The 20580-nt window shown below is 57.5% G+C and carries 20 protein-coding genes; 8 read left to right on the forward strand and 12 right to left on the reverse strand.

Annotation, left to right across the window (positions count from 1 at the left end):
- Positions 1–236: 236 nt before the first annotated feature.
- Both NMA52_RS17370 and NMA52_RS17375 read left to right on the forward strand, forming a co-directional pair.
- Complete coding sequence (locus NMA52_RS17370) at positions 237–1454, forward strand: DDE-type integrase/transposase/recombinase (protein WP_254828977.1); 1218 nt, start codon at positions 237–239, stop codon at positions 1452–1454.
- Positions 1455–1779: 325 nt separating this feature from the next.
- Positions 1780–2820, forward strand: coding sequence for a Fic family protein (locus NMA52_RS17375; RefSeq protein WP_254828978.1), 1041 nt, complete (start codon positions 1780–1782; stop codon positions 2818–2820).
- Between the two features lie 270 nt (positions 2821–3090).
- Here the strand turns inward: NMA52_RS17375 and NMA52_RS17380 are convergent, their stop codons facing one another.
- Both NMA52_RS17380 and NMA52_RS19275 read right to left on the reverse strand, forming a co-directional pair.
- Positions 3091–3534: a DDE-type integrase/transposase/recombinase gene (locus tag NMA52_RS17380; protein WP_254828979.1), complete on the reverse strand. Its 444-nt coding sequence runs from the start codon at positions 3532–3534 to the stop codon at positions 3091–3093.
- A gap of 564 nt (positions 3535–4098) precedes the next feature.
- Entirely contained in the window at positions 4099–4182 is an 84-nt protein-coding gene (locus NMA52_RS19275) for a hypothetical protein (RefSeq protein ID WP_371930987.1), read from the reverse strand.
- Between the two features lie 102 nt (positions 4183–4284).
- Between NMA52_RS19275 and NMA52_RS19280 the strand changes: the two genes are divergently transcribed.
- Complete coding sequence (locus tag NMA52_RS19280; protein WP_371930986.1) at positions 4285–4440, forward strand: transposase; 156 nt, start codon at positions 4285–4287, stop codon at positions 4438–4440.
- Between the two features lie 419 nt (positions 4441–4859).
- On the opposite strand, the gene NMA52_RS17390 is transcribed toward NMA52_RS19280, so the two are convergent.
- Positions 4860–5573 carry a bifunctional 2-polyprenyl-6-hydroxyphenol methylase/3-demethylubiquinol 3-O-methyltransferase UbiG gene (locus NMA52_RS17390; protein ID WP_254828981.1) on the reverse strand — a complete coding sequence of 238 codons (714 nt, stop codon included), beginning with the start codon at positions 5571–5573 and terminating at the stop codon, positions 4860–4862.
- 1094 nt (positions 5574–6667) lie between these two features.
- Between NMA52_RS17390 and NMA52_RS17395 the strand changes: the two genes are divergently transcribed.
- Genes NMA52_RS17395 through NMA52_RS17405 form a run of 3 tightly spaced genes read left to right on the forward strand, consistent with a single transcriptional unit; the run spans position 6668 to position 10960 of the window.
- Entirely contained in the window at positions 6668–8302 is a 1635-nt protein-coding gene (locus NMA52_RS17395) for a S8 family peptidase (protein ID WP_254828982.1), read from the forward strand.
- The gene (gene selD / locus NMA52_RS17400; RefSeq protein WP_254828983.1) at positions 8303–9337 is read left to right on the forward strand and encodes a selenide, water dikinase SelD; all 1035 of its coding nucleotides are present in this window, start codon (positions 8303–8305) and stop codon (positions 9335–9337) included. It begins immediately after the preceding gene.
- Positions 9338–9379: 42 nt separating this feature from the next.
- Positions 9380–10960 carry an apoptosis inducing factor family protein gene (locus NMA52_RS17405; protein WP_254828984.1) on the forward strand — a complete coding sequence of 527 codons (1581 nt, stop codon included), beginning with the start codon at positions 9380–9382 and terminating at the stop codon, positions 10958–10960.
- Here the strand turns inward: NMA52_RS17405 and NMA52_RS17410 are convergent.
- A complete protein-coding gene (locus tag NMA52_RS17410; RefSeq protein ID WP_254828985.1) occupies positions 10957–11553 on the reverse strand; it encodes a pyridoxamine 5'-phosphate oxidase family protein in 597 nt (198 codons plus the stop codon). The two genes, NMA52_RS17405 and NMA52_RS17410, sit on opposite strands and share 4 nt — an antisense overlap.
- A gap of 335 nt (positions 11554–11888) precedes the next feature.
- On the opposite strand from NMA52_RS17410, the gene NMA52_RS17415 reads away from it, so the two are divergent.
- A complete protein-coding gene (locus NMA52_RS17415; protein WP_254828986.1) occupies positions 11889–12098 on the forward strand; it encodes a hypothetical protein in 210 nt (69 codons plus the stop codon).
- Between the two features lie 11 nt (positions 12099–12109).
- Here the strand turns inward: NMA52_RS17415 and NMA52_RS17420 are convergent, their stop codons facing one another.
- From NMA52_RS17420 to NMA52_RS17455, 8 genes are read right to left on the reverse strand one after another with little or no spacing between them, the layout of a single operon-like run.
- The gene (locus tag NMA52_RS17420) at positions 12110–13189 is read right to left on the reverse strand and encodes a GNAT family N-acetyltransferase (RefSeq protein WP_254828987.1); all 1080 of its coding nucleotides are present in this window, start codon (positions 13187–13189) and stop codon (positions 12110–12112) included.
- A gap of 60 nt (positions 13190–13249) precedes the next feature.
- Positions 13250–13876, reverse strand: coding sequence for an ATP-binding cassette domain-containing protein (locus NMA52_RS17425; RefSeq protein ID WP_254828988.1), 627 nt, complete (start codon positions 13874–13876; stop codon positions 13250–13252).
- Positions 13866–14666: an acyl-ACP--UDP-N-acetylglucosamine O-acyltransferase gene (gene lpxA, locus NMA52_RS17430; RefSeq protein WP_254828989.1), complete on the reverse strand. Its 801-nt coding sequence runs from the start codon at positions 14664–14666 to the stop codon at positions 13866–13868. Before lpxA ends, NMA52_RS17425 begins: the two co-directional genes overlap by 11 nt.
- 43 nt (positions 14667–14709) lie before the next feature.
- Positions 14710–16098, reverse strand: a complete 1389-nt coding sequence (locus NMA52_RS17435) for a bifunctional UDP-3-O-[3-hydroxymyristoyl] N-acetylglucosamine deacetylase/3-hydroxyacyl-ACP dehydratase (protein WP_254828990.1) — start codon at positions 16096–16098, stop codon at positions 14710–14712.
- Between the two features lie 39 nt (positions 16099–16137).
- Positions 16138–16869: an ABC transporter ATP-binding protein gene (locus tag NMA52_RS17440; protein ID WP_254828991.1), complete on the reverse strand. Its 732-nt coding sequence runs from the start codon at positions 16867–16869 to the stop codon at positions 16138–16140.
- Positions 16870–16892: 23 nt separating this feature from the next.
- Complete coding sequence (gene gatC / locus NMA52_RS17445) at positions 16893–17177, reverse strand: Asp-tRNA(Asn)/Glu-tRNA(Gln) amidotransferase subunit GatC (RefSeq protein ID WP_254828992.1); 285 nt, start codon at positions 17175–17177, stop codon at positions 16893–16895.
- Between the two features lie 20 nt (positions 17178–17197).
- Entirely contained in the window at positions 17198–17653 is a 456-nt protein-coding gene (locus NMA52_RS17450) for a DUF2452 domain-containing protein (RefSeq protein ID WP_254828993.1), read from the reverse strand.
- Between the two features lie 59 nt (positions 17654–17712).
- Positions 17713–18252, reverse strand: a complete 540-nt coding sequence (locus NMA52_RS17455) for a 2'-5' RNA ligase family protein (protein ID WP_254828994.1) — start codon at positions 18250–18252, stop codon at positions 17713–17715.
- 111 nt (positions 18253–18363) lie between these two features.
- Here NMA52_RS17455 and NMA52_RS17460 point away from each other — a divergent pair, with 111 nt between their 5' ends.
- On the forward strand, positions 18364–20580 hold the full coding sequence (locus NMA52_RS17460; protein ID WP_254828995.1) for an SPOR domain-containing protein: 2217 nt from the start codon (positions 18364–18366) through the stop codon (positions 20578–20580).

The raw sequence follows: 20580 nt of genomic DNA on the forward strand, positions 1-20580 counted from the left end.
GCCTACGGCCTCCAGGAAGCCAGGCCCCGGGCGCAGGAAAGGAAAAACAAGGATAATAATCGTAATTTTAAAAAGTGTTACCCAGGTGGGTTGACTTCTGTTACCCAGGTCTTTGGTACACAACTTGTACGGTCCATAGACATAGGTAACAGTTCTGCATAGAGATGGGTAACATTTTTCACTCCCGAAATTGGCTTTAAAAAACCGAAGCCATGGGATGGAAAACTACCACGGAAATGAATGAGAAAATTGCCTTCATCAATGAGCTAGTGACCGGAGACTTCAGCATGACGGAGCTTTGCGGTAAGTATGGGATCAGTCGTAAAACAGGCTATGCCCTGAGACAGAGATGGGAGGAAGATCCGGTCACTTTTCACCTACCCCGGTCGAAGCGTCCGCACCACAGTCCGGGCTCCACGGATGAGGAAGTTATTGCTCGGATTCGCTACTGGAGACAGGGAGGAGATAGCCTGCAGCAAAAGAAGTGGGGCGCTCGCAAGATATGGGCAAAGTTACTCTGGGATTTTTCCGCCAGTCGGGTACCGTGCGAAACGACGATCCACAAGATTTTACGTCGTGAGGGGTTGATCGTTGCCCGAAAGAAAAGGCCCCGTCCGCTGGAGCCCTCCCGTCCCCGCTTCGAGACCGATCGCAGTAACGAGATCTGGTCGGCCGACTATAAAGGTTATCGCCTGCTGGGCAATGGCCGCAAGTGCTATCCACTCACGATCTGTGATAACTATAGCCGCCACATCATGAAGATAGCGGCCGCTTACCGAGAGAGTCAACAAGACGTGATCGCCGCCTTTCGCGCCTTGTTTCGGGAGTATGGCCAGCCGGAGCATGTGCTAACGGATAACGGTAGTGTTTTCAGCAGTGCTCAGAGTCCGTGCGGTCACGGTAGATTCTCCTACTTTCTGATCGACCACGGGATTCATCATCTGCTGAGCGATCCAGGCTGTCCGACCCAGAACGGGAAACACGAGCGGATGCACCGGGAACTGGAAAGGGAGTGTTTCAGTCCCGCGGCAATTGATTTGCGGGTACAGAGTCGGCGCTTCGGTCAGTTCCGGTCTGACTACAATACGGTACGACCACACGAAGGACTGGATTTGCGCACCCCGAGTTCGGTGTATGAGCGTTCTGGTACGGTCTACGAAGAGCGGGTCCGCCCCTATGATTATCCCCGCGAGATGAAAGTGCGTAAAGTCTACGCTACGGGCTGCATCCGGTGGGGTAGCTACGAATGGGTGACGATTACGCGAGCATTAGCGGGTAAGTACATCGCCCACAAACCGATAGGGGAGCGATGCCACGAATTCTATTATCGGGAGGTATGTCTGGGATTTTTTCGGGAGGGGGAAGAGGTAATCAAGGAAAACTACTACCGGCTGATCTCGTCCCGGGACATGCCGGAGAAGTATCGGGACTGGGAGGCCCGCAAGAGAAAATAGGCCGCTGTGCTCCCCGCGCCCTTCCGGCCTACGGCCTCCGGGGCGCGGGGAGCACAGCGGGGACAGGATAAAATTGGTTACTTTTGAATAAATAGAAAGTGTTACCATATCTCTATGGAGAAGTGTTACCACTGTCTGCGGTACACACATGCCCACACAGCAGGCAGATTAGCATGACAACGCTAGAGAATGACACATGCCACGGTCAGCCTTACCATACATTAGTAGATAGGCTACTTAACGACCGGGGAGGTAAAACCGGATCAAAAGTGGCCATAACTGGATCAAACCGGATCATTTGTCTTTGGTTTGCTATGTTTGCCTCATGAAAACGACAGTTTACAATTTTTCAGTTTCTCTCGGTTGGGAGTTGATTAGAATCATCAGTCAAATTGATCGATTCGACGCCTCTTGGTCAACCATTGAAAAAAGAGAAGGGGCTAGTCTAGCGCAGTTGAGAACGATGGCCACGATCAAGAGTGTTGGTGCGTCCACTAGGATCGAGGGGTCAAAAATGAGTGATGCCGAAGTACAGGATTTTTTAAAGGAGCTCGATGTCTCTAAATTAGAAGACCGCGACAAGCAGGAGGTGGCTGGTTATTTTGCTAGCCTGGACATAATTATAGACGGTTGGAATGAACTTAGAATTTCTGAATCGAGTATAAAGAGTTTGCACAATGTGTTGATGAAGTACAACCCAAAAGATGTTTGGCACCGCGGTAACTACAAACAACACAGTAATGCCGTGGAGGCTAATTTCCCGGACGGGAGTCGACAAATTATTTTTGAGACTACTCCCCCTGGCTACCCAACTGAAGATCAAATGCGATCCCTGATCAGCTGGTACAATCAGGATACTGAGGTACATGCATTGGTGAAATCAGCCGTACTGGCTTATGAATTTTTGAGCATCCACCCATTTCAAGACGGAAACGGGAGACTCAGCCGATTACTAACGACATTGAGTCTGCTGAGTCACGGCTATAGCTGGATACAATATGTAAGCTTTGAGCATGAAATAGAGGAATCGAAGAACGCTTACTATCGGAGTTTAAGGCATTGTCAAGCGCAGCGACCTGGAGAAGACATTACAGAATGGATATCCTACTTTCTTACTTCGCTAATTAATGTGCAGGATAAACTATCGCGCAAGTTAGAACGATCAGACGTGAAGGGTTCAATGTCTCCGAAAGAGAAACAAGTATACACGTACATTGCGATTAATCCTGGCTGTAAATCGGGGCAAGTGTCAAAGGATTTATCGATACCTAAGCCAACGGCAAAGAGGATTATTGCGGACATGGTATCTCGAGACATCCTGGAAAAATTTGGACGTGGAGCAGGGGTAAACTACTCGATCAAGTAAGTGAAAAGAAGAATTCGCCCAACACCGCACCCAGCGTCAACCGGGGCCGGGTGCGTGGCGCGGTTGGCGGGTACTATGGATGCCCGGGAGCGTCCCGTCGCCACTGAATCGAAAGCTCCCGTTGGTCGGTTTCGGTCCATGCCGCCGCGCCGCCCCCTCATCGGTGTAGTTAAAGTCAGTACCTTCGAATGAAGCATGCCCCGATTCCGTGGGCGCACTCTATAATACCTCGGGTTTTCAGACCACGAAGCCCAGTTAGTTAGGTGAAAGTTAGGCGGCCTTTCGGTACCGCTGGATAGGTTTTATTCGGTCGATTCCCAGGTGATCCCGGTGGTGGTAGCGATGCAGCCATTTCTCGATTCCCCGGTACAACTGCCGGCCGTCGTTAGCTGGGTTCAGGAAGATGTGCTGATAATTAATCGTGCGCCAGAAGCGCTCGATGTAGATGTTGTCTAGGGCCCTGCCCTTACCGTCCATGCTGATCGCTATGCCCTGCTCACGAAGATAGGTTACGTACTCCGAGCAGGTAAACTGGCAACCCTGGTCGCCGCAGTTCAGGATTTCGGGCGCACCGTGCTCGGTCACCGCCTGGCGAACCACTCCTAGGCTGGCTTCCGCCGCCAGGGTATTGGCTAGGCCCCAGCCTACGATGTAGCGGGAGTACACGTCGATGATCGCCGTGAGGTACTCAGAAGCCTTTCTGTATCGGGACATAGGTGATGTCGATCGCCCATACCTGCCCCGGTCGGTGGATCTCCACGTCATGTAGCAGGTAAGGGTGAACGTACTTTGTCTGCCCCAGTACCGTTAGGTGCCTGCGTGGGTAAATGGCGCGAATACAGGCCTTTCGCATTAATATGCGCACCCGTTCGACGGAGCCCGCGTGGTACCCTCAATCCCCGAGCATCGACTGCATGGTCAGTACGCCCGCCGTGGGTTCCTCCAGAATGTGGGCGTCCATCAGCCGCATTATCGCCAGGTTTGCTCGTTCTCACCCTTAGGCTTATAGTAGACGCTGCCGCGGCTTACTGAAAGCAAGTCGCACTGCCGGCGGATAGACAGGCTAGCCTGGGCCTCCAGCCCGGATCGCCTTACTTCAGGTGATCCCATCTGGCTAAGTTTTTTTAGAAAGTCGCGTTCAATCTGCAGCTGACCAATCTTGGCGTAGAGCTGTTGCAGCTCGGCTTCGTTGCCGGAGACCGCATCAGATCCGGAAGCCGTCTTGCCCTTACCGGTCTCGAAGACCTGCTCGGAACCGGCGATGAACTACTGTTTCCACTAACTGATCTGGTTGGGGTGCAGCTCGAATTTCTCCGCCAGCTCGGCAAGCGTTTTTCTTTCTTTCAAGGCTTCAATCGCCACTTTTGCCTTGAAGGCAGGGGTAAATTTTCTTCTCGATCACTTCATGTTTCAAGGTAAGTTTTCAACTTTGCTCGTGGTCCAATTTTGCCGAGGTCATATATTTTGCCAGAGCGGGAATCCACTTCCAGCCTGATACTGGTTGATGCACAGAGTATTCGGTTCTTACCCCAAATCGGTCAAGACCGGGGCACCGATGGAGGCAAATGGGTCAATGGACGTAAGCGGAGCATCCTGACCGACACCCGGGGCAGGATCTGACGCGGAAAGGTGCATGCCGCCAATGTGCGTAATGGGGTGGCGGGGCTGGACTTAATCTACCCGGACTTTACCGGACAATTGCCGCGCGTAAGCAAGCGACTGGCCAATAGTGCCTATACCGGGCAGTTTGCTCAAACCATGACCCGATTAGACCGAGTTTTTTGAGTGTCCGATACGTGATACTGCCCAGTGGCGTTTTGTAGTCGAAGCTCAACGTTGAGTAGTCGAAAGGACCTTCGCCTGGTGGATTTGGTACCGCAGAGTCGTCAAGGATTACGAGCGAACGGTAGAAAATTCCGCTGGCTTCGTTCTCGTAGCCAACATACAGATGGTTCTTTCGGCAACGGCTGGATTTAATCCCTGAAATTTAGACACGCTCTCAATCCCAGGCCCTTCTCAAATAGATTTAAAAGTTCGAACTACTTCTTTTTTACCAGGATAGCGACGTAGTTTTTTGGATATCCCTTTTGAGTATATTTTAATTCTAGTTCCAAGCGGTGAAAAAAGATGGAGAATATCATTCCGAAAACTTTCACCAATAATAAGATCGGTGCTAATATGTAGCCTTTGATTCCCCTGGCGATGTTGCTAGGCTTCACAGGTAGGTATAGGGCCATCCGATTTAATTGGTAGGCGCTCGTACCAAAATAACCCTCCAGCCAGTCTAATCGGTCGATCTCGAACCCCTCCTCGGTGAACAGCTTCCTTAATCCAAATTGAGTATATCGAAAAAAGTCATACGGGATCTCGTGCTCTTCGTAAAAGAGCGGGCCGGTATAAATGATCTTTCCACCAGGCTTGATAACGCGGTTAAGTTCCCTGAGAACACGACCTGGCTCCGGCAAATGCTCCATAACCTGATTAAATAAGATATAGTCGAAACGTTCGTCTTCCACCGGTATGTCTTTCAAATCACAGATGTAAGTAGAACGGACATAATTCTTGTCAACCGCTTCAAAGTCTGCAGACTCATACTTTGTATGACCAAGTAAATCCCGGTACGGTTGACTTCCAGCTCCCGCATCGAGTACTAACGCCCCATTGGGTATGGATGCCGCAAAGTCCATGTTCTCCTGGCGTAACCGGTGCCGAGAAGAGTTAAAGAAGATGAAGTTTTTAAGGGAATTATTCAAAGTCGGATGCTTTAAGATTCATTCTTACTAGATCACCGTCTACGGTTGAGCATGTATAGAGGGAAGTAAATTTATTCATTTGTTGGTTGTAATTAGAGTGGGTCGAATTGCGAACCGGACCCTTTGAATCGATGCAAGGTAGACGTTCACGAGGATAATTCTACCACTGTCGGTTGTTCTTCATTGCCAGTGCAGCGTCCAATGCATGAGTGAGAATGCATGCAAGTAGCTGAAGTCGATACGGAACCCTTAGAGGCATTCCGCTTATCGAAGCCTCCGCTTCGCTCACTATTGGACCCTTAGCGAAGAAACCTTTGGATTGGCCGTGAACAAGTGGGAGATTATGGCAATGATTAGATGGAATACGCTCAAATCTAATAAGAGTCGGAACCCCGCAACTTGTTACCATCATCCAACTGAAATTGTCCGGATAAGCATAGAACCCATAGAAACCCTTCGAAAAATAGGAGTTAAGTATCCGTACCGAGAAAACTTAGACCCTAATTGCCATTCTATAAAACTACGCCGACACCAGATTCTTATCACCGGGTGGTGAGGATCCAGAACGGTCGAACCTCCCCCCGGCAAACGTTTGGTGTTGCGAAATATTTTGTGCTGCACGGCCAGGACTTGATGTCTAAATTCTTGTGGCACGCCGCAACATACGAACTTTCTGAAATTCAGTCCAATGGAAGGCATACGCAAGTCGCGCGGTTCCCTTAAGTAGAAGCAGCCCAGTGAATGCCGAAAGTCTAATCATTTTGAAAACTGCGATTGGTGAGTGATCTAATGGATAGCTCTGTAGCTCATGTTGGTACAGACTTCTACGCTTAGAAGTAAGGATCTCTGTTGCGATAATTTCTATGTCTATCTACGGACTAGGTTATAGGCAGTTGCTCTTTCGCCTCGACCAACCGTCGAATTCTTAAGGCTTTGGGAGCACTGGTCACCCACCCCCACTTTAACCTTCCCCTAACCACCACAGCCGCGGCTCACCCGTTAGCTTGGCATTTCGGGTAACGCCGGCTCCCGCGCGCCGCTGCCAAAAACCATCGGACGGGGACGGAGTGTTTACCTTGCGCCAAAATAACCAAATGATGAAACAGCTTTTCGTTTTACTTGCCCTCGTGTGCTCCCTCGGACTCGGTGCCCAGGGAACCGCCGCCCCCGACAACTGGTGGGAATTGGACCGTACGGAGAATTCCTTTCCCGGCGTAAGCGCCGCCAAGGCGCACAACTATCTGGAAGGCAAGCAAGCGAAGCCCGTCATCGTAGCCGTCATCGATTCCGGCGTAGACATCGAGCACGAGGACCTGAAGGACGTCATCTGGACCAATCCCGGCGAAATCCCCGGCAACGGCATCGACGACGACCGCAACGGCTACGTCGATGACATCCACGGCTGGAACTTTATCGGCGGCGCTGACGGACGCAACGTCAATTACGAAAATCTCGAGGTCGTGCGGATGTACAACAAGCTGCACGCCAAGTACAACAACCGCAACCGGGACGGCCTGGATAAAAAGGAACGCGCCGAGTACGACCGCTACGTGGAGTATAAGGAGGAAATTGAAGCCAAGGAAGCCGAACTCGGGCCCTCCGCCCAGCAGTACGCCATGATCAAGGATGCCGTGGATCAGATGCTCAACGAAATGGGCAAATCCGCCAATGAGGTGACCGCCCGTGACATCGCGGACTACAAAAGCGACGATCAGACCGCCCTCATCGTCAAGAATATTGTAGCCAACGCTACCGCTAACGGAGGCACCTTCGCCGAGCTCTACGACCAGCTTGAAGGAGCTACCGACTACTTCGACAGCCAACTGAAGTATAACTACAATAAGGAGTTCGACGCCCGCGACATCGTCGGCGATAATCCCGACAACCTCGACCAGCGCTACTACGGGAACAACGACGTGGAAGGACCCGATGCCGCCCACGGTACCCACGTGGCGGGCATCATTGCCGGGGTACGCGGTAATCAACTGGGCGTCAACGGCGTCGGCGGCGATCACGTGCGCATCATGAGCGTACGTACCGTACCCAACGGCGACGAGCGGGACAAGGACGTAGCCAATGCCATCCGCTACGCGGTGGATAATGGCGCCAAAGTGATCAATATGAGCTTCGGTAAGGGCATCAGTCCCTACAAGAAGGAAGTCGACGCCGCCATGAAGTACGCCGAAAAGCACGACGTGCTGATGGTGCACGCCGCCGGCAACGACGGTAAGCTCCTGACGCTGAGCAACAACTTCCCCAACGACACCTACCAGGGTAAGAAAAAGAGCGGTAAGACCTGGATCGAAGTCGGCGCCGCCAGCAGCGAGTACGGCGAAGGACTGGCCGCCGGATTCTCGAACTACAACAAGAAGTACGTCGACGTATTCGCGCCCGGCGCGCAGATATACTCCACCATCCCCGACGACCAGTACGCCAAGTTCGACGGTACCTCCATGGCCGCGCCGATGGTCGCCGGTATCGCCGCCCTGGTCCGGAGTTACTTTCCCGATCTGAAGGCCAAGCAGGTTAAGGAGATCATTGAGGAGAGCGCCCTGCCGGTCAACCTCGAGGTGATCAAGCCCGGTTCGGACGATGAGCGGGTAAAGTTCTCGGAGCTTTCCGCGACCGGTGGTCTGGCCAACGCCTATACCGCCGTTAAACTGGCCGAGCGCACCAAGGGCAAGAACCGTCGTGCCGGCAAACGGGATCCCAGCCTGATGCTGTTTTAGATGGTGCGTCTGACCGAATTTTCCCACGGGGCGGGTTGCGGTTGCAAGATCGCGCCCGCCGTCCTGGATCGCATCCTGGCACAGACGGCACCGGGGGAGTCCTTTCCCCGCTTACTGGTCGGCAACGCCGAACGCGACGACGCGGCCGTGTACGATCTGGGAGACGGCACCGCCGTCATCAGTACCACCGACTTTTTTATGCCCATCGTCGACGATCCGCTCACCTTTGGGCGCATCGCCGCCACGAATGCCATCAGTGATGTCTACGCGATGGGCGGCACCCCCATGATGGCCATCGCGATCCTGGGTTGGCCGGTCGACAAATTACCCCCCGAGGTAGCCGGACTGGTCGTGGAGGGCGGTCGGCAGGCCTGCGCGGAGGCGGGCATCCCCCTGGCGGGCGGTCACAGCATCGACAGCCCCGAGCCGATCTTCGGACTGGCCGTCAACGGTCGGGTAGATATCCGTCACCTCAAGAATAACGGCGGCGCCCAACCGGGTGATCTGCTCTTCCTGACCAAGCCCCTCGGCGTCGGAATCCTTTCCACCGCCCAGAAAAAGAAGCTGCTGCGACCCACCGACGCTCACCTCGCTACCGAACAGATGGTGCGCCTCAATAAGATCGGCCCCCACCTGGCGGTCCACGACTACGTTCACGCGATGACGGACGTGACGGGCTTCGGCCTGCTCGGACACCTCAGCGAGATGTGCACCGCCAGTTCCACCACCGCCCGCGTGCGTATGGCGGATGTACCCCTCATCGACACCGGCATCCTCGACCATTACCTCGCGGAGGGCTGCATTCCCGGCGGCACGAAACGGAACTTCGCCAGCTACGGCGACCGGATCGCGCTTACGGATGATCGGCAAAAGTGGCTCCTGGCCGATCCGCAAACCAGCGGAGGACTACTGGTTGCCTTGGCTCCGGAAGCCGCGGATGAGTTTCGCAAGCTGTGTGCCGGTCTGGATCATCCCGTGCACAGCTTTGGAGTCATGGCCGACGGTGGCGACGGACCGCTCGTAGAGGTCGTGTGAACCAATACCGGGGGCACGGTTTTAATAGCAAAATACGCGCCTATGACCCCGGTATTCTCCCTTTCCCAACTCCCCCGGGGTCACATGCATCAGGTGAAGGTGGGGGAGTACGACGTGCTGCTCGCCAACGTGGACGGTGAGGTGTTCGCCGTCGAGAACAAGTGCAGTCACTACGGAGCACCCCTTACGGATGGAGCGTTGTGCGCGCACCGCGTACGCTGCCCCTGGCATCATGCCTGTTTCGATCTGCGGACCGGCGAACAGATCGAAGCGCCTGGCATGGACGGGATTGCCCGCTTCGCCGTCGACCTTGACGGGGATCAGATCCTGGTCAGCGAAGCGCCGGTGATCACGAACGAGTCTTCTCCCCGGGCGTCTCACGAATGGCCGGAGCTAGCTGACGGACAATTGGTCGACTATCTGGTCGTGGGTGGCGGGGCCGCCGGAGCGTACGCCGTGGAAGCCATCCGCGCCGAAGACCCCGACGGCAGCCTGCTGCTGGTCAGCGCCGAGGAATTACCGCCTTACGACCGCACAAAAGTGAGCAAGGCCTTCCTTGAACAGGATATGCCGGCCGAAAAACTCCCCCTGCGTTCCGCGGAATTTTACCGGGACCTCGGTGTTACTTTTCTGGCGGGGACGCGGGTGCAACGACTTGACCTGAAAGCCAGGCAAGTGGGCCTGTCCGACGGCCGTACCCTGAACTACGAGCGCGTGCTACTCGCTACGGGCGGTACCCCGCGCACCCTGAACGTGCCGGGGAGTACCCTGGATGGCGTATTTACCCTGCGCAAGGCCGACGATGCCCTGCGTGCCCGGAACGCCACGACGAAAGGGAGTAGGGTAGTGGTCGTCGGTGGAAGCTTTATCGGACTGGAGACGGCCATGAGCCTCGGTAAGCGAGGTGGGCAGGTTACCGTCGTGACCCGGGTAGGAATCCTCTTCGAACGCATATTCGGCGCGGCGGTGGGGCGGTACATTCGCCGGTTACACGAGGAGGCCGGCGTGAAGTTCCGCATGAAGAGCGAAGTGCACGCCCTTCGGGGGAACGGCAAGGTGTCGGCGGTAGTACTGGACAACGGGACAATATTGGACGCGGACGTGGTAGTGGTCGGCATCGGAGTCAAGCCGGCTACCGACTACCTTCAGGGTATCGCCTTCCGTAAAGACGGCAGCCTGGAGGTCGACGGTCACCTGGCGCTGCACGGAAAAAACGCCTGGGCGGCCGGCGATCTGGCTACCTATCCCGATCGAGAGGGCATGGTGCGCATCGAACACTGGAAGGTGGCCGCTCAGCAGGGTAGAATCGCCGGCAGAAACATGGCCGGCAAGCCCGAACCCTACCATATGGTCCCCTTCTTCTGGACGAACCAGCAGGGGACGAACTTCCGCTACGTCGGCCACGGCAACGACTTCGATCGCATCATATTCGACGGTACGCCCGGGGAAGGGCCTTTCTTAGCTTTTTACATCAAGGACCGCCACGTTCAGGCCTGTCTGGGCGTAAAGCGCGATGCGGACGTGGCCGCCGTGAACGAACTCATGACGCTGGGGGCAATGCCTCCCGTCGAGGAACTGGCGGGACAGGACTGGCACGCCCGCTGCCGCCGGATGACCCACTAGGGAACGACCCACTGGAGGGCCCAGTCGTCGCGCGACCGGTGTGCGACGAGGCGGACGTTTCCGTCTCGGTCCAGTTGCAGTACCTCGGCCCGGTGGATCCGGGTTTCCAGTACGCGGAAATTGGCCTCACCGTAATCGGTCTCCTCCAGACTAAGCGCATCCCAGGTGGCCGGCAGACCGCATTGCGCTTGCGAAGTCGGAGTTCCGGGGGGAAGCTCGGTGGCGTAGGCCCGGCGGGAGTGTTTCGGAAGGGACTGGAAGATAGCCTGCTCCTCCGTACGGGGCACCGCCAGCGTAGGGCCGGATGCGGTCAACTGGATCCGCGATTCCGGATCCCAGAAGAGCCAACTCGCTACCCGGGGGGCGTGTGCGAGGTGAGTCATTTTGATCGATCTGTTATCGGTATAGGCGCGTAGACTACCGGAAGCCCGGTCGGCGTTACGTAGTACGAGGGTACGTTGCCTCGGAACCCCGTCGGATCCGCAGGTGGCTACGCTCGGTGTTCCGAAGGGATGACCGGGAGTGTTAAGACCAGCAAAAATCAGATTCCAGGCTTGCTTCCAAAGGTTCGCTGCCTTTATCTTACGTGACATAACCAATAATTCTATTGTGATAGGGAATTATTGCCCGGTTGTCAAATCGCTACTGACGGATGAATACGTATGTATTCGTTCTGCAGTGCACGGTCGAACGAGTAATGATTCTCCGACTAATCAAACGAATAATATGAGGTGACCTTATCGGGTGGAACACGTCACAAAGACGCGTGGGTCGCAGGACCGCCACCAAGATATCACGGGTCTCTCAATCTGAATATGGGTTTTAGGTGTTTTTCCGGAGGGTCTGATCGAAAGTTCGGACCCTCTTTTCGTGTACAACCAAGGGAGTGGCCGCGTCGTTTTACCTTTGACCCTACAAATACGACCCCATGAGCTTTCTCACCCTCTTTGCCGTCATCTTCGCCGTCTTTGGACTGAGCTTCCTGCTCATCAATATCCGGCACATCGTTACCGGCAGTGAGTTTCGGGGCACTTGCGCCAGCAACAATCCCATGCTGAAAAACAAGATCGGCAAATGCGACGTCTGCGGCAAATCGCCCGACGAGGAGTGTCAGATGCCGGAAATGCCTAAGGTGTAACCGTCAGGAAATCATCGTGCCTGCCGCAGAACGGCGCAGGCTTCCGCGACGTATTCCGCCGACGCGGAGCGTAACATCAGTCGACGCACCGCCAGCAGTTCCGTGATGAATCCCTCGGCCCGGAAGGTCTTGAGGTACTCCGCGTTGAACAGCAACTGCGTTTGCACCATGTGACGGCACTCGAGGACGAAGTAGTTACGGTCCTTGGGATCATACGCCACCACGAAAATTTCCTTCTCGATGAAACCGGTCAGCGGCACCAGGTAGGGGTAGGGGAAGTAATCGTCGTTCCAGATGTCGTACAGCCCGGCTTCGAACAGGGGGTAGACTTTCAGCTCCACCTTGTTGCCCCGGCGGTTAAATACGTCCACGAAAGTCCGTAGCGCGTGCACCTGGGCTTCCACCGGCCCCTCCAGCAGAGGGTCGAGATCGCGGTAGGGAAGCCAGTTATCGGTTCGAATGTCGAAGTACTGCGCCGGCCCTAGTCGCAACTTGTAGTCGAAGCGCGCGTATCCGGGGACCACGTATCCCGGGTAGTAGTAGCGAATACCCCGGCTCAGGCAGTATTCCATTTCCAGCAGCATGGTATAGTACCCCAGGCTGAACGATCGCAACTTTGGATCGAAGATGCCCAGGATACTGGCCGCGGATTCGTTGCCGAGGTCGAAGTAACTGCTGGCCACCAGTTTGCCGCTGACCCGCTCACGGACCGATACTTCCCAGGTGTTGAAGACCACGTCACCGTCGTAATCCTCCAGGCTGTCCGCGATGGTGGGGGAGAGCCGCCCGTCAAAATCCTCGGCGTACAGGTCATAGAGATCCTCGTGCTCCTCATCGATAACGCGGGGACCCACCTTAGCGTCGAAGAGCTGGCGGTTCTTACGCAGTAACTTTCGCTGGCTACGGGAGAAGGTGAATCCGCGCAGGTCGATCCGTACCCACAGCGCGGAGTAGGGACGATTTTTAAAGAAGAGAAAGTGGGTGGTGAATATGGTGGACCCCATACGGTACCAGCCACGCGCAAGGTGCCAGTCCAGGGTCTCCGGGCTCAGGATGAAGGGTGTATTCTTTTCGGCGTAGCTGAACAGCATGTGAAGGTTTCACCGGTAAGGCAGTGGTAATATCCGAATTTGTTCGGGGACGTGCGGCCCCTACAGGTCGGTAACGGTCGCGCACGACACCAGATCCCGGGGATCGTTGCTGGCAATGATGGTCAGTCGGTTCGGGCCGAAGCGCGCAAGCTCACCAAAAAACCAATCGGCGGCGGGGCGGTCGAGGGTCACGGTAGGCTCATCCAGCAGGAGTAGGGGAGTGTCCGCGTACAGGCCGGTAGCTAACATCACGCGCTGTCGCATCCCCGACGAACAGTCCGATAGCGGCCGGTCGCGAAATTTGTCGAGTTCGATGCGTCGACAAATGTCGCGGGGACGCAGTCCGTCAACCGCGGATTTAAGGGTGAAGTGGAAGCGAAGCAACTCGATGATCGTGAGCTCTTCTACCATTTCCAGGTAGGGACCCGTCCAGCTGACGTAACGGTAAACGTCGGCCGTGGAAACCGGCTCGCCGGCCAGCGTGTGTACCACCGCGCCGCGGCTCGGACTGAGTTGCCCGGCGAGCAGACGTAAAAGCGTCGACTTGCCGGAACCATTGCGGCCCCGGACACCGTAAACCGTACCGGAAGTATAGGTAGCGTTGATCTTCCGGAGGACCCACTCCCGCCCGAATTTTTTGGAAACTTCCCGCAGCTCAATGCGTAAATCGGTAGCCTCAGTTGCCATTGTCCAGTGCCTGAAAACTACGGACGATGCCCGTTTTCTCCGTAGCCCCGATGAAGCTGATGACCTCGTCGCGCTCGTCGGAAACCGGCACGGAAGCTTCGATCTCCGTTACGGCATTGGTGATGTTAAGTCCCTTTACGTACAGGATGCGGTAAATCTCGTGAATCGCATTAATCTGGTCGATCGTAAAACCCCGGCGTTGTAGTCCGATGCGGTTGACGCCGATGTAACTCAGGGGCTCGCGCGCGGCCCGGATGTAGGGAGGTACGCTCTTGCGTACCAGGCTGCCGCCCGCGATGAAACTGTGACGACCGATGCGTACGAACTGCTGTACGCCGACCTGGCCCTCGATAATGACGTAGTCCTCGAGCACGACGTGACCGGCCAGATTGACGTTATTGGCGATGACGATCGAGTCTCCCAAAATGCAGTCGTGGGCGACGTGGGCGTAGGCCATCAGCAGGCAGTTGCTGCCCACCCGGGTCGTGCCGGCCGCCGCCGTGCCCCGGTTGATGGTCACGTATTCCCGTATGGTGGTGCCGTCACCGATCTCGGCCGTGGTGTATTCTCCCCGGAACTTCAGGTCCTGCGGAATTGCGGCAATCACGGCACCGGGGAATATCCGGACGTTCTTACCGATGCGGGCCCCGCCGTAGATCGTTACGTTCGGTCCGATCTCACTGCCTTCCCCGATTTCGACGTCTTCCTCGACGGTAGTGAAGGGTCCAATGCTTACACCGGCTCCTATTTTCGCGTTGGGATGAACGACGCTCAGGGAATGAATGGACATGGATTGGTTTAAATAGATTGAAGGAAGGGGGGCCGTATTCGGTTTAGCTGCGGCGAACGATCTGGGCGACCAGGTCGGCCTCGGACACCACCTTGTTCCCGACGTAGGCCGTACCACGCATTTGACAGATGCCCCGACGAACGGGCGCGATCAACTCCATTTTGAACAGCACGGTATCTCCCGGTACAACGAAGTTTTTGAACTTGGCGTTCTCGATCTTCAGAAAGTATGTATCCCAGTTGCCCGGATCTTCCTGCTGGGTAAGGACCAGCAATCCACCGGTTTGGGCCATGGCCTCGATCTGCAGGACCCCGGGCATGACGTGATTTCCGGGAAAGTGGCCCTGAAAGAAGGCTTCGTTGAAGGACAGGTTTTTCAGTCCTACAATGTGGTTTTCTCCCTTTTCGATGATCTTGTCGATGAGCAGGAAGGGGTAGCGGTGGGGCATGATCTGCAGGATCTGCTCCACGTTGTAGACCGGTTCATCGTTGGGGTTGTACTGCGGACGCCCCTTCAGCCGGCGCTGATCCAGGTAAGCCTTTTTAAGTAACTTAGTGAAGGCTACGTTCACCCGGTGGCCGGGCTTGGTGGCGAGGATCCGTCCGCGGATCGGAACGCCCAGCAGGCTAATGTCCCCGATCACGTCGAGCAGTTTGTGCCGGGCGGGTTCGTTGTGGAACTTCAGGTCGAGCGTGTTCAGGATGCCCTGCTCGGTCACCTCTACGGTGTCCTTACCCATCTTTTTGGCCAGCGCGTCCAGGCGGGGCTGGGGTACGTGGCGGTCGGCAATGACGATCGCGTTGGTAAGGTCGCCCCCCCGGATCAGGTCGTGCTCGAAGAGGGCCTCCAGTTCGTGGAGAAATACGAAGGTGCGGCAGGGAGCGATCTCTTCGGCGTAGTCCTCGTAGCCGCGTAGGGTCGCGTACTGTTGCCCGAGGACCGGGCTGTCAAAATCGATCATGCTCACCACCTCGAAGCCGTCGTAGGGTAGGGCCACGATCTCCGAACCGGTGGATTCGTCGCGGAACGTGATGGGCTCCTCCACGATGAAGTAGTCGCGGGGCGTATCCTGCTCTTCGAACCCGATTTTCTGCAGTTCCTCGACGTAGGGGCTGGCGCTACCATCCAGTATGGGGACCTCGCCGCCGTCGATCTCGATGAGCACGTTGTCGATCTGCAGTCCGCACAGCGCACTGAGCAGGTGCTCGATGGTGGAAACGGTGGCCGACCCTCCACCCAGCGTGGTGGATCGCTCGGTGCTCACGACCCGGTTGACGTCCACGTTCATCAGGGGCTGATCCTCCAGATCGGTTCTTTGAAACTTGACCCCGTGCCCGGTGGGGGCGGGTTTGAAGGTCAGGTTTACTTGCTGACCGGTGTGCAGGCCCACTCCACTTATGGAGGCGGTGCCGGCAATGGTACGTTGATTCATATATACTATCCCACTTTTCTGGGCGGCAAAGATAGTACGTCAGGCCTGATTGTACCGGTGGGTCGGATCACTGGCCCGGATGATGTGCGGATTGAGCTCGTCGCTTTCGGTCTCCCCGTCGCGCAAACGCACGATCCGGTGGGCGTGATCGGCGATGTCCGGCTCGTGGGTAACGATGATGACCGTGTTCCCCCGCTGCTGGATTTCCTCGAAGATCTCCATGATCTCGATTGAGGTTTTCGTGTCCAGGTTGCCCGTCGGCTCGTCGGCCAGGATGATGGCGGGCCGGTTGACGAGCGCCCGGGCAATGGCCACCCGCTGTCGCTGTCCGCCACTCAGTTCGTTGGGCCGGTGATCGAGGCGGTCGCCTAGCCCGACGGATTCCAGTACTTCGGCGGCGCGCTGCTGTCGCTCCCGGCGACCCAGGCCCGCGTACACCAGTGGAAGGGCCACGTTCTCGAGGGTCGTCTGCCGAGGCAGCAGGTTGAAGGTCTGGAAGACGAAGCCGATCTTTTCATTCCGGATGTTGGCCAGCTCGGTGTCGTCCATTTGGCTCACGTCACGTCCGTCCAAGTGATAAGTGCCGGAGGTGGGCGTATCGAGGCACCCCAGCAGGTTCATGAGGGTGGATTTGCCCGACCCCGATGGGCCCATCAGCGCGACGTACTCATTGGTCTGAATCGTCAGGTCGATACCGCGGAGGGCCCGGACCTGGGTCTGACCCATAATGTAGGTCTTGGTGAGGGATTTGATATCGATAACGGCAGCCATGGGCGGGGGTGAGGTTTACGGCATTAAATGACCCGGGGAACCCGAAAAAATTCTCCGTCGCTGTCGGGCGCGTTGGCCAGGGCGGTGGCGCGGTCGAGGTGGTCTCCCACCCGGTCGGCCCGCAGGACCTGTTCGACCTCGGTCACGTAGCGGAGGGGCTCTACGTCGTCGAGGTCGAGTTCGTTGAGCTTTTCCACCATGCCGAGGATATTTACCAGGTCGGTGCGCAGCCGTTCCACCCGTTCGGGCGGTAGGGCCAGCTTTGCCAGATCAGCTAGGCGCAATACTAGGCCTTCGTCCACATTCATGCCGTCGGTTTTCGACAAAGCTACGGTTCCCGCCGCTCAATCACCTCCCAGGTATGATCGCCGAGCAGGCGAACGGTAGCGACGTAGTGGTATGGCGGGCGGGGTCCCCACTCGGCCGGACTGACCATACTCAGCACGTGAGTCCCGTTGTCACGCTCGTACAGGTAGTAGGTGCGCGAGACGATGGGGTCGATATTCATCTCCGCCGCGTAGATGCGTTCCGATACCGTCATGCGGTTTTTGATCTCGGAAGCCTGACGGGCGAGCAACTCAATCTGGGCGCGGATTTGGTCGAGCTGGCGATCGGTCTGTTCGTACATCGCGCGCATCGCCAGTCCCGTGGCCTTTCCGCGGTCGCTGGGCCGAATCGGTGCGCCTCCGCGTTCGTGGCCGTACGTCAACCGGTGAGGGTCGGAAGCTACCTTGTCGCCGTCGATGGGGTTCACGAATGCCCGCTCGTCCTTCTTCGCTGCCATACCCGCTCAAACGACGTTTCGTGCGGAAGGTTTGCCGGGCGGCGGAGCGCGGGAGCCGGCTATGGCAAAGGAGCAAAGCGGATCTGGTGCAGACCCGTCCAGGGGCCCCCGTCGTAGCGATGAAATTCCAGTCCCGTTATCCGTATCCGGCGCGGCCGGAACCGGCGTCGGAGATGACGAAGCAGACGGTCGGCCGTTGCTTTGTCCACTTTATTCTGCACGGTTATGTGGGGGCGGCGCCAGGGGCGTCGGTCCTGGGGCGTGAGCACTTCGGCAAATCGCTCGCGGAGCGGCGCTCGCAGGGCGGCGAGGGGCGGCAGATCGAGGGGGTACGCCACCCCGCCGCCGAGCGATATAGGCTGGCCGACCTCTACGGAGAATGGCGGTTGGTCCGTAAATCGCCGTTCGGCAAATTGGATGAATGAATCGCGCTGCTCCGGTGGAATGTGGTGAAAGAGGGTCACGTGAGCCGATAGGTGGTTCCGCTGGGCGGGGAAGAACCGACGGCGGAGAGCGTCGAAGGGAGCGAGGTCCTCCGGATGGACGAGCAGCGTAACGATCATGGCACGTTGCGGCGGTGGCGGCAGGGGGTGGGGCATACGGTTGTTACCGGATCGGCAACGCTCTGGTTCGTTTGCCCGGCTCCCGCGTCCCCGCCCCCCGGAAGCGCGTATAAAATCGCTATGTTTACGGCGACCTATTTTGCAATCATGAAGTACTGCCCGCGCCTCCTTGCCGTCCTGCTGACCTGCGGTCTCGCCCTGCCGCTTTCCGCTCAATTCCGGACGGAAAAACGCACGGCCGACAAGGAATTCGAACTGCACGCCTACAACCTCGCGATCCGTAGCTATCAGCGGGCACTGTCCTACCGCGACGACGATCTGGAGACCTTGTCGCGGCTCGGCGATGCGTACCGGATGCTGAACAAGCTGGACTCGGCCCGGCTGTACTACGAACGAGCCACGAACAATCGAAGAGTAGAACCCGCTACACTGCTGGCGTACGCCCACACCCTCAAGGCACTCGGAGAATACGAACGCGCCCAACCCCTCTATCTGGCCTACGCCCGGGAGGCGGATGCCACCGTTGGTAATCACTACGCCCGCAGTTGCGATTTCGCCATTCTGCAACGGAACGAAGCCGCGGGCTTCACCGTCCGTCCGCTGGGTATCAACAGTGCGGCGTCCGACTTCGGCCCGACGATTCCCCGTCCCGGTCAGTTTGTCTTTAACTCTTCCCGTCCCGATGAAGACTTCAGCGGCGTGGCGGTCAACCGTCCGTACGTGGCGGAGGTGGCGGCCGGCGGCAGCTTGTCCGCACCCGTCCCCGTGGTATTCCGCTACCGAGTGGAGGGGGGCAGCGTAGGACCGGTGAGCTACAGTCCCGATGCAACCCAGGTCGTATTTAGCCGCAACAACTTCACGCCCGGTACGCGGATGGTGCCCGAGGCGGGCATCACCCTCAGCCTGATGATCGCCGACGTGAACGAAGCCGGCGCGTGGACGAACGTACGCCCCCTGCCCGTGAACGGCAACGATTTTAATTCCGGCTTCGGCAGTTTCGGCGCCGACGGCAACACGATCTACTTCGCCAGCGACCGCCCGGGCGGGTGGGGAGGCTACGACCTCTACCGTATCCGCCGCGTGGACAACAACTGGGAAACGACGCCGGAAAATCTCGGCGCCACGGTGAACACCCGCGGTCACGAAATTACCCCCTACTTCGACGGGACCAGCCTGTATTTCTCCAGCAACTGGCACCAGGGGCTCGGCGCCTACGACGTATTCCGCGCGGGGATGGAAAGCGGTCGCCCCGGCTCCCTCTTTCACCTCGGGGGCGCGGTCAATAGTCCGCGCGACGATATGGGCTTCGTCTACGAACCCACGACCGGGCGCGGTTACGTCGTTTCCAACCGAAACGCCGACACCGAAGAGGACATTTACGCCGTGCAGCTCGAAATGATCGGCCCCGCCCCCGCGGCCGCCACTACGACGACGACGGCACCTACCGCGACCGTTCCCGAGGGAGTCGTGCGCAATTCCCCGGTGCCCTACGGTCGGGTGCGGGGATACGTGTCCGACATCGAGACCAGCCGACCCGTCGCGGATGCCGCCGTCACGGTTACCAGTCGGAAGGACGGCTCCGCGATCGATATTCGCACCGATACGGAAGGGGCCTACTACCTCGCCGTTCAGCCCAATACCGTGTATGACGTTGCCGTAGCCGCCGCCGGCTACGAACCGATGACCTTTCCCGTTACCACGACCGCCAGTAACAACCCCGATTTATTCGGTAATATTCTGTTGCTTCCGGCGCAGTCCGCCCCCCCATCTGCGCCGACCGAGGTCGGCGCCGGGGAAGTCGCGGCACCCCAGACGTACGACCGGGAAACCGCCCCCGCCCCCGCAACCAGTGGTTTTTCGGTTCAGTTGGCCAGCGTCACCGCCGCTCCCGACCTGACGACCTTCGGTAAGCTCGCCGCGGTCGGACGAGTATATACGGTCACGGCCGACGGCCGCTATAAGGTTCGTCTCGGCACCTTCGCCACCCGCGAAGCGGCGACCGCCGCCGCCGGGCGGGCCAGGGAGCTAGGGTATCCGGGTAGCTTCGTAGTAGCCGAAACCCAGGGACCGCTCCCGGCAGACGATCCGGAGACCGCACCCGCGCCGGCGCCTACCGTCACTACCACCGCCGCGCCCTTCCGCGTGCAACTGGGAGCCTTCGGAAAACCCGAGAACGTCAACCGGGAAAAGGCCGGGGCGTTGGGGCAGTTGCGCACCGAAGTGCGGGGTGCCCTGACCGTCTTTTACATCGACGGCCTGACTTCCCTTTCGCAGGCCGAATCGGTACAGCGGCAGGCTCTGGCGGCCGGCTTCACCGGAGCCTACGTCCTCAAACTTACGGACGGCAAATACGTCAAACCGTAA

Origin of the sequence: Lewinella sp. JB7, from assembly GCF_024297185.1 — a bacterium.
Classification (GTDB): Bacteria; Bacteroidota; Bacteroidia; order Chitinophagales; family Saprospiraceae; genus Neolewinella.

Bases quoted from the DNA above. Each gene is read 5' to 3' on its own strand.
- NMA52_RS17450 (WP_254828993.1), bottom strand. From the start codon at position 17,653: ATGGCAGCGAAGAAGGACGAGCGGGCATTCGTGAACCCCATCGACGGC.
- NMA52_RS17395 (WP_254828982.1), top strand. From the start codon at position 6,668: ATGATGAAACAGCTTTTCGTTTTACTTGCCCTCGTGTGCTCCCTCGGA.
- lpxA (WP_254828989.1), bottom strand. From the start codon at position 14,666: ATGTCCATTCATTCCCTGAGCGTCGTTCATCCCAACGCGAAAATAGGA.
- NMA52_RS17405 (WP_254828984.1), top strand. From the start codon at position 9,380: ATGACCCCGGTATTCTCCCTTTCCCAACTCCCCCGGGGTCACATGCAT.
- NMA52_RS17460 (WP_254828995.1), top strand. From the start codon at position 18,364: ATGAAGTACTGCCCGCGCCTCCTTGCCGTCCTGCTGACCTGCGGTCTC.
- NMA52_RS17415 (WP_254828986.1), top strand. From the start codon at position 11,889: ATGAGCTTTCTCACCCTCTTTGCCGTCATCTTCGCCGTCTTTGGACTG.
- gatC (WP_254828992.1), bottom strand. From the start codon at position 17,177: ATGAATGTGGACGAAGGCCTAGTATTGCGCCTAGCTGATCTGGCAAAG.
- NMA52_RS17435 (WP_254828990.1), bottom strand. From the start codon at position 16,098: ATGAATCAACGTACCATTGCCGGCACCGCCTCCATAAGTGGAGTGGGC.
- NMA52_RS17380 (WP_254828979.1), bottom strand. From the start codon at position 3,534: ATGTCCCGATACAGAAAGGCTTCTGAGTACCTCACGGCGATCATCGAC.
- NMA52_RS17375 (WP_254828978.1), top strand. From the start codon at position 1,780: ATGAAAACGACAGTTTACAATTTTTCAGTTTCTCTCGGTTGGGAGTTG.
- NMA52_RS17370 (WP_254828977.1), top strand. From the start codon at position 237: ATGAATGAGAAAATTGCCTTCATCAATGAGCTAGTGACCGGAGACTTC.
- NMA52_RS17410 (WP_254828985.1), bottom strand. From the start codon at position 11,553: ATGTCACGTAAGATAAAGGCAGCGAACCTTTGGAAGCAAGCCTGGAAT.
- selD (WP_254828983.1), top strand. From the start codon at position 8,303: ATGGTGCGTCTGACCGAATTTTCCCACGGGGCGGGTTGCGGTTGCAAG.
- NMA52_RS17455 (WP_254828994.1), bottom strand. From the start codon at position 18,252: ATGCCCCACCCCCTGCCGCCACCGCCGCAACGTGCCATGATCGTTACG.
- NMA52_RS17425 (WP_254828988.1), bottom strand. From the start codon at position 13,876: ATGGCAACTGAGGCTACCGATTTACGCATTGAGCTGCGGGAAGTTTCC.
- NMA52_RS17440 (WP_254828991.1), bottom strand. From the start codon at position 16,869: ATGGCTGCCGTTATCGATATCAAATCCCTCACCAAGACCTACATTATG.
- NMA52_RS17420 (WP_254828987.1), bottom strand. From the start codon at position 13,189: ATGCTGTTCAGCTACGCCGAAAAGAATACACCCTTCATCCTGAGCCCG.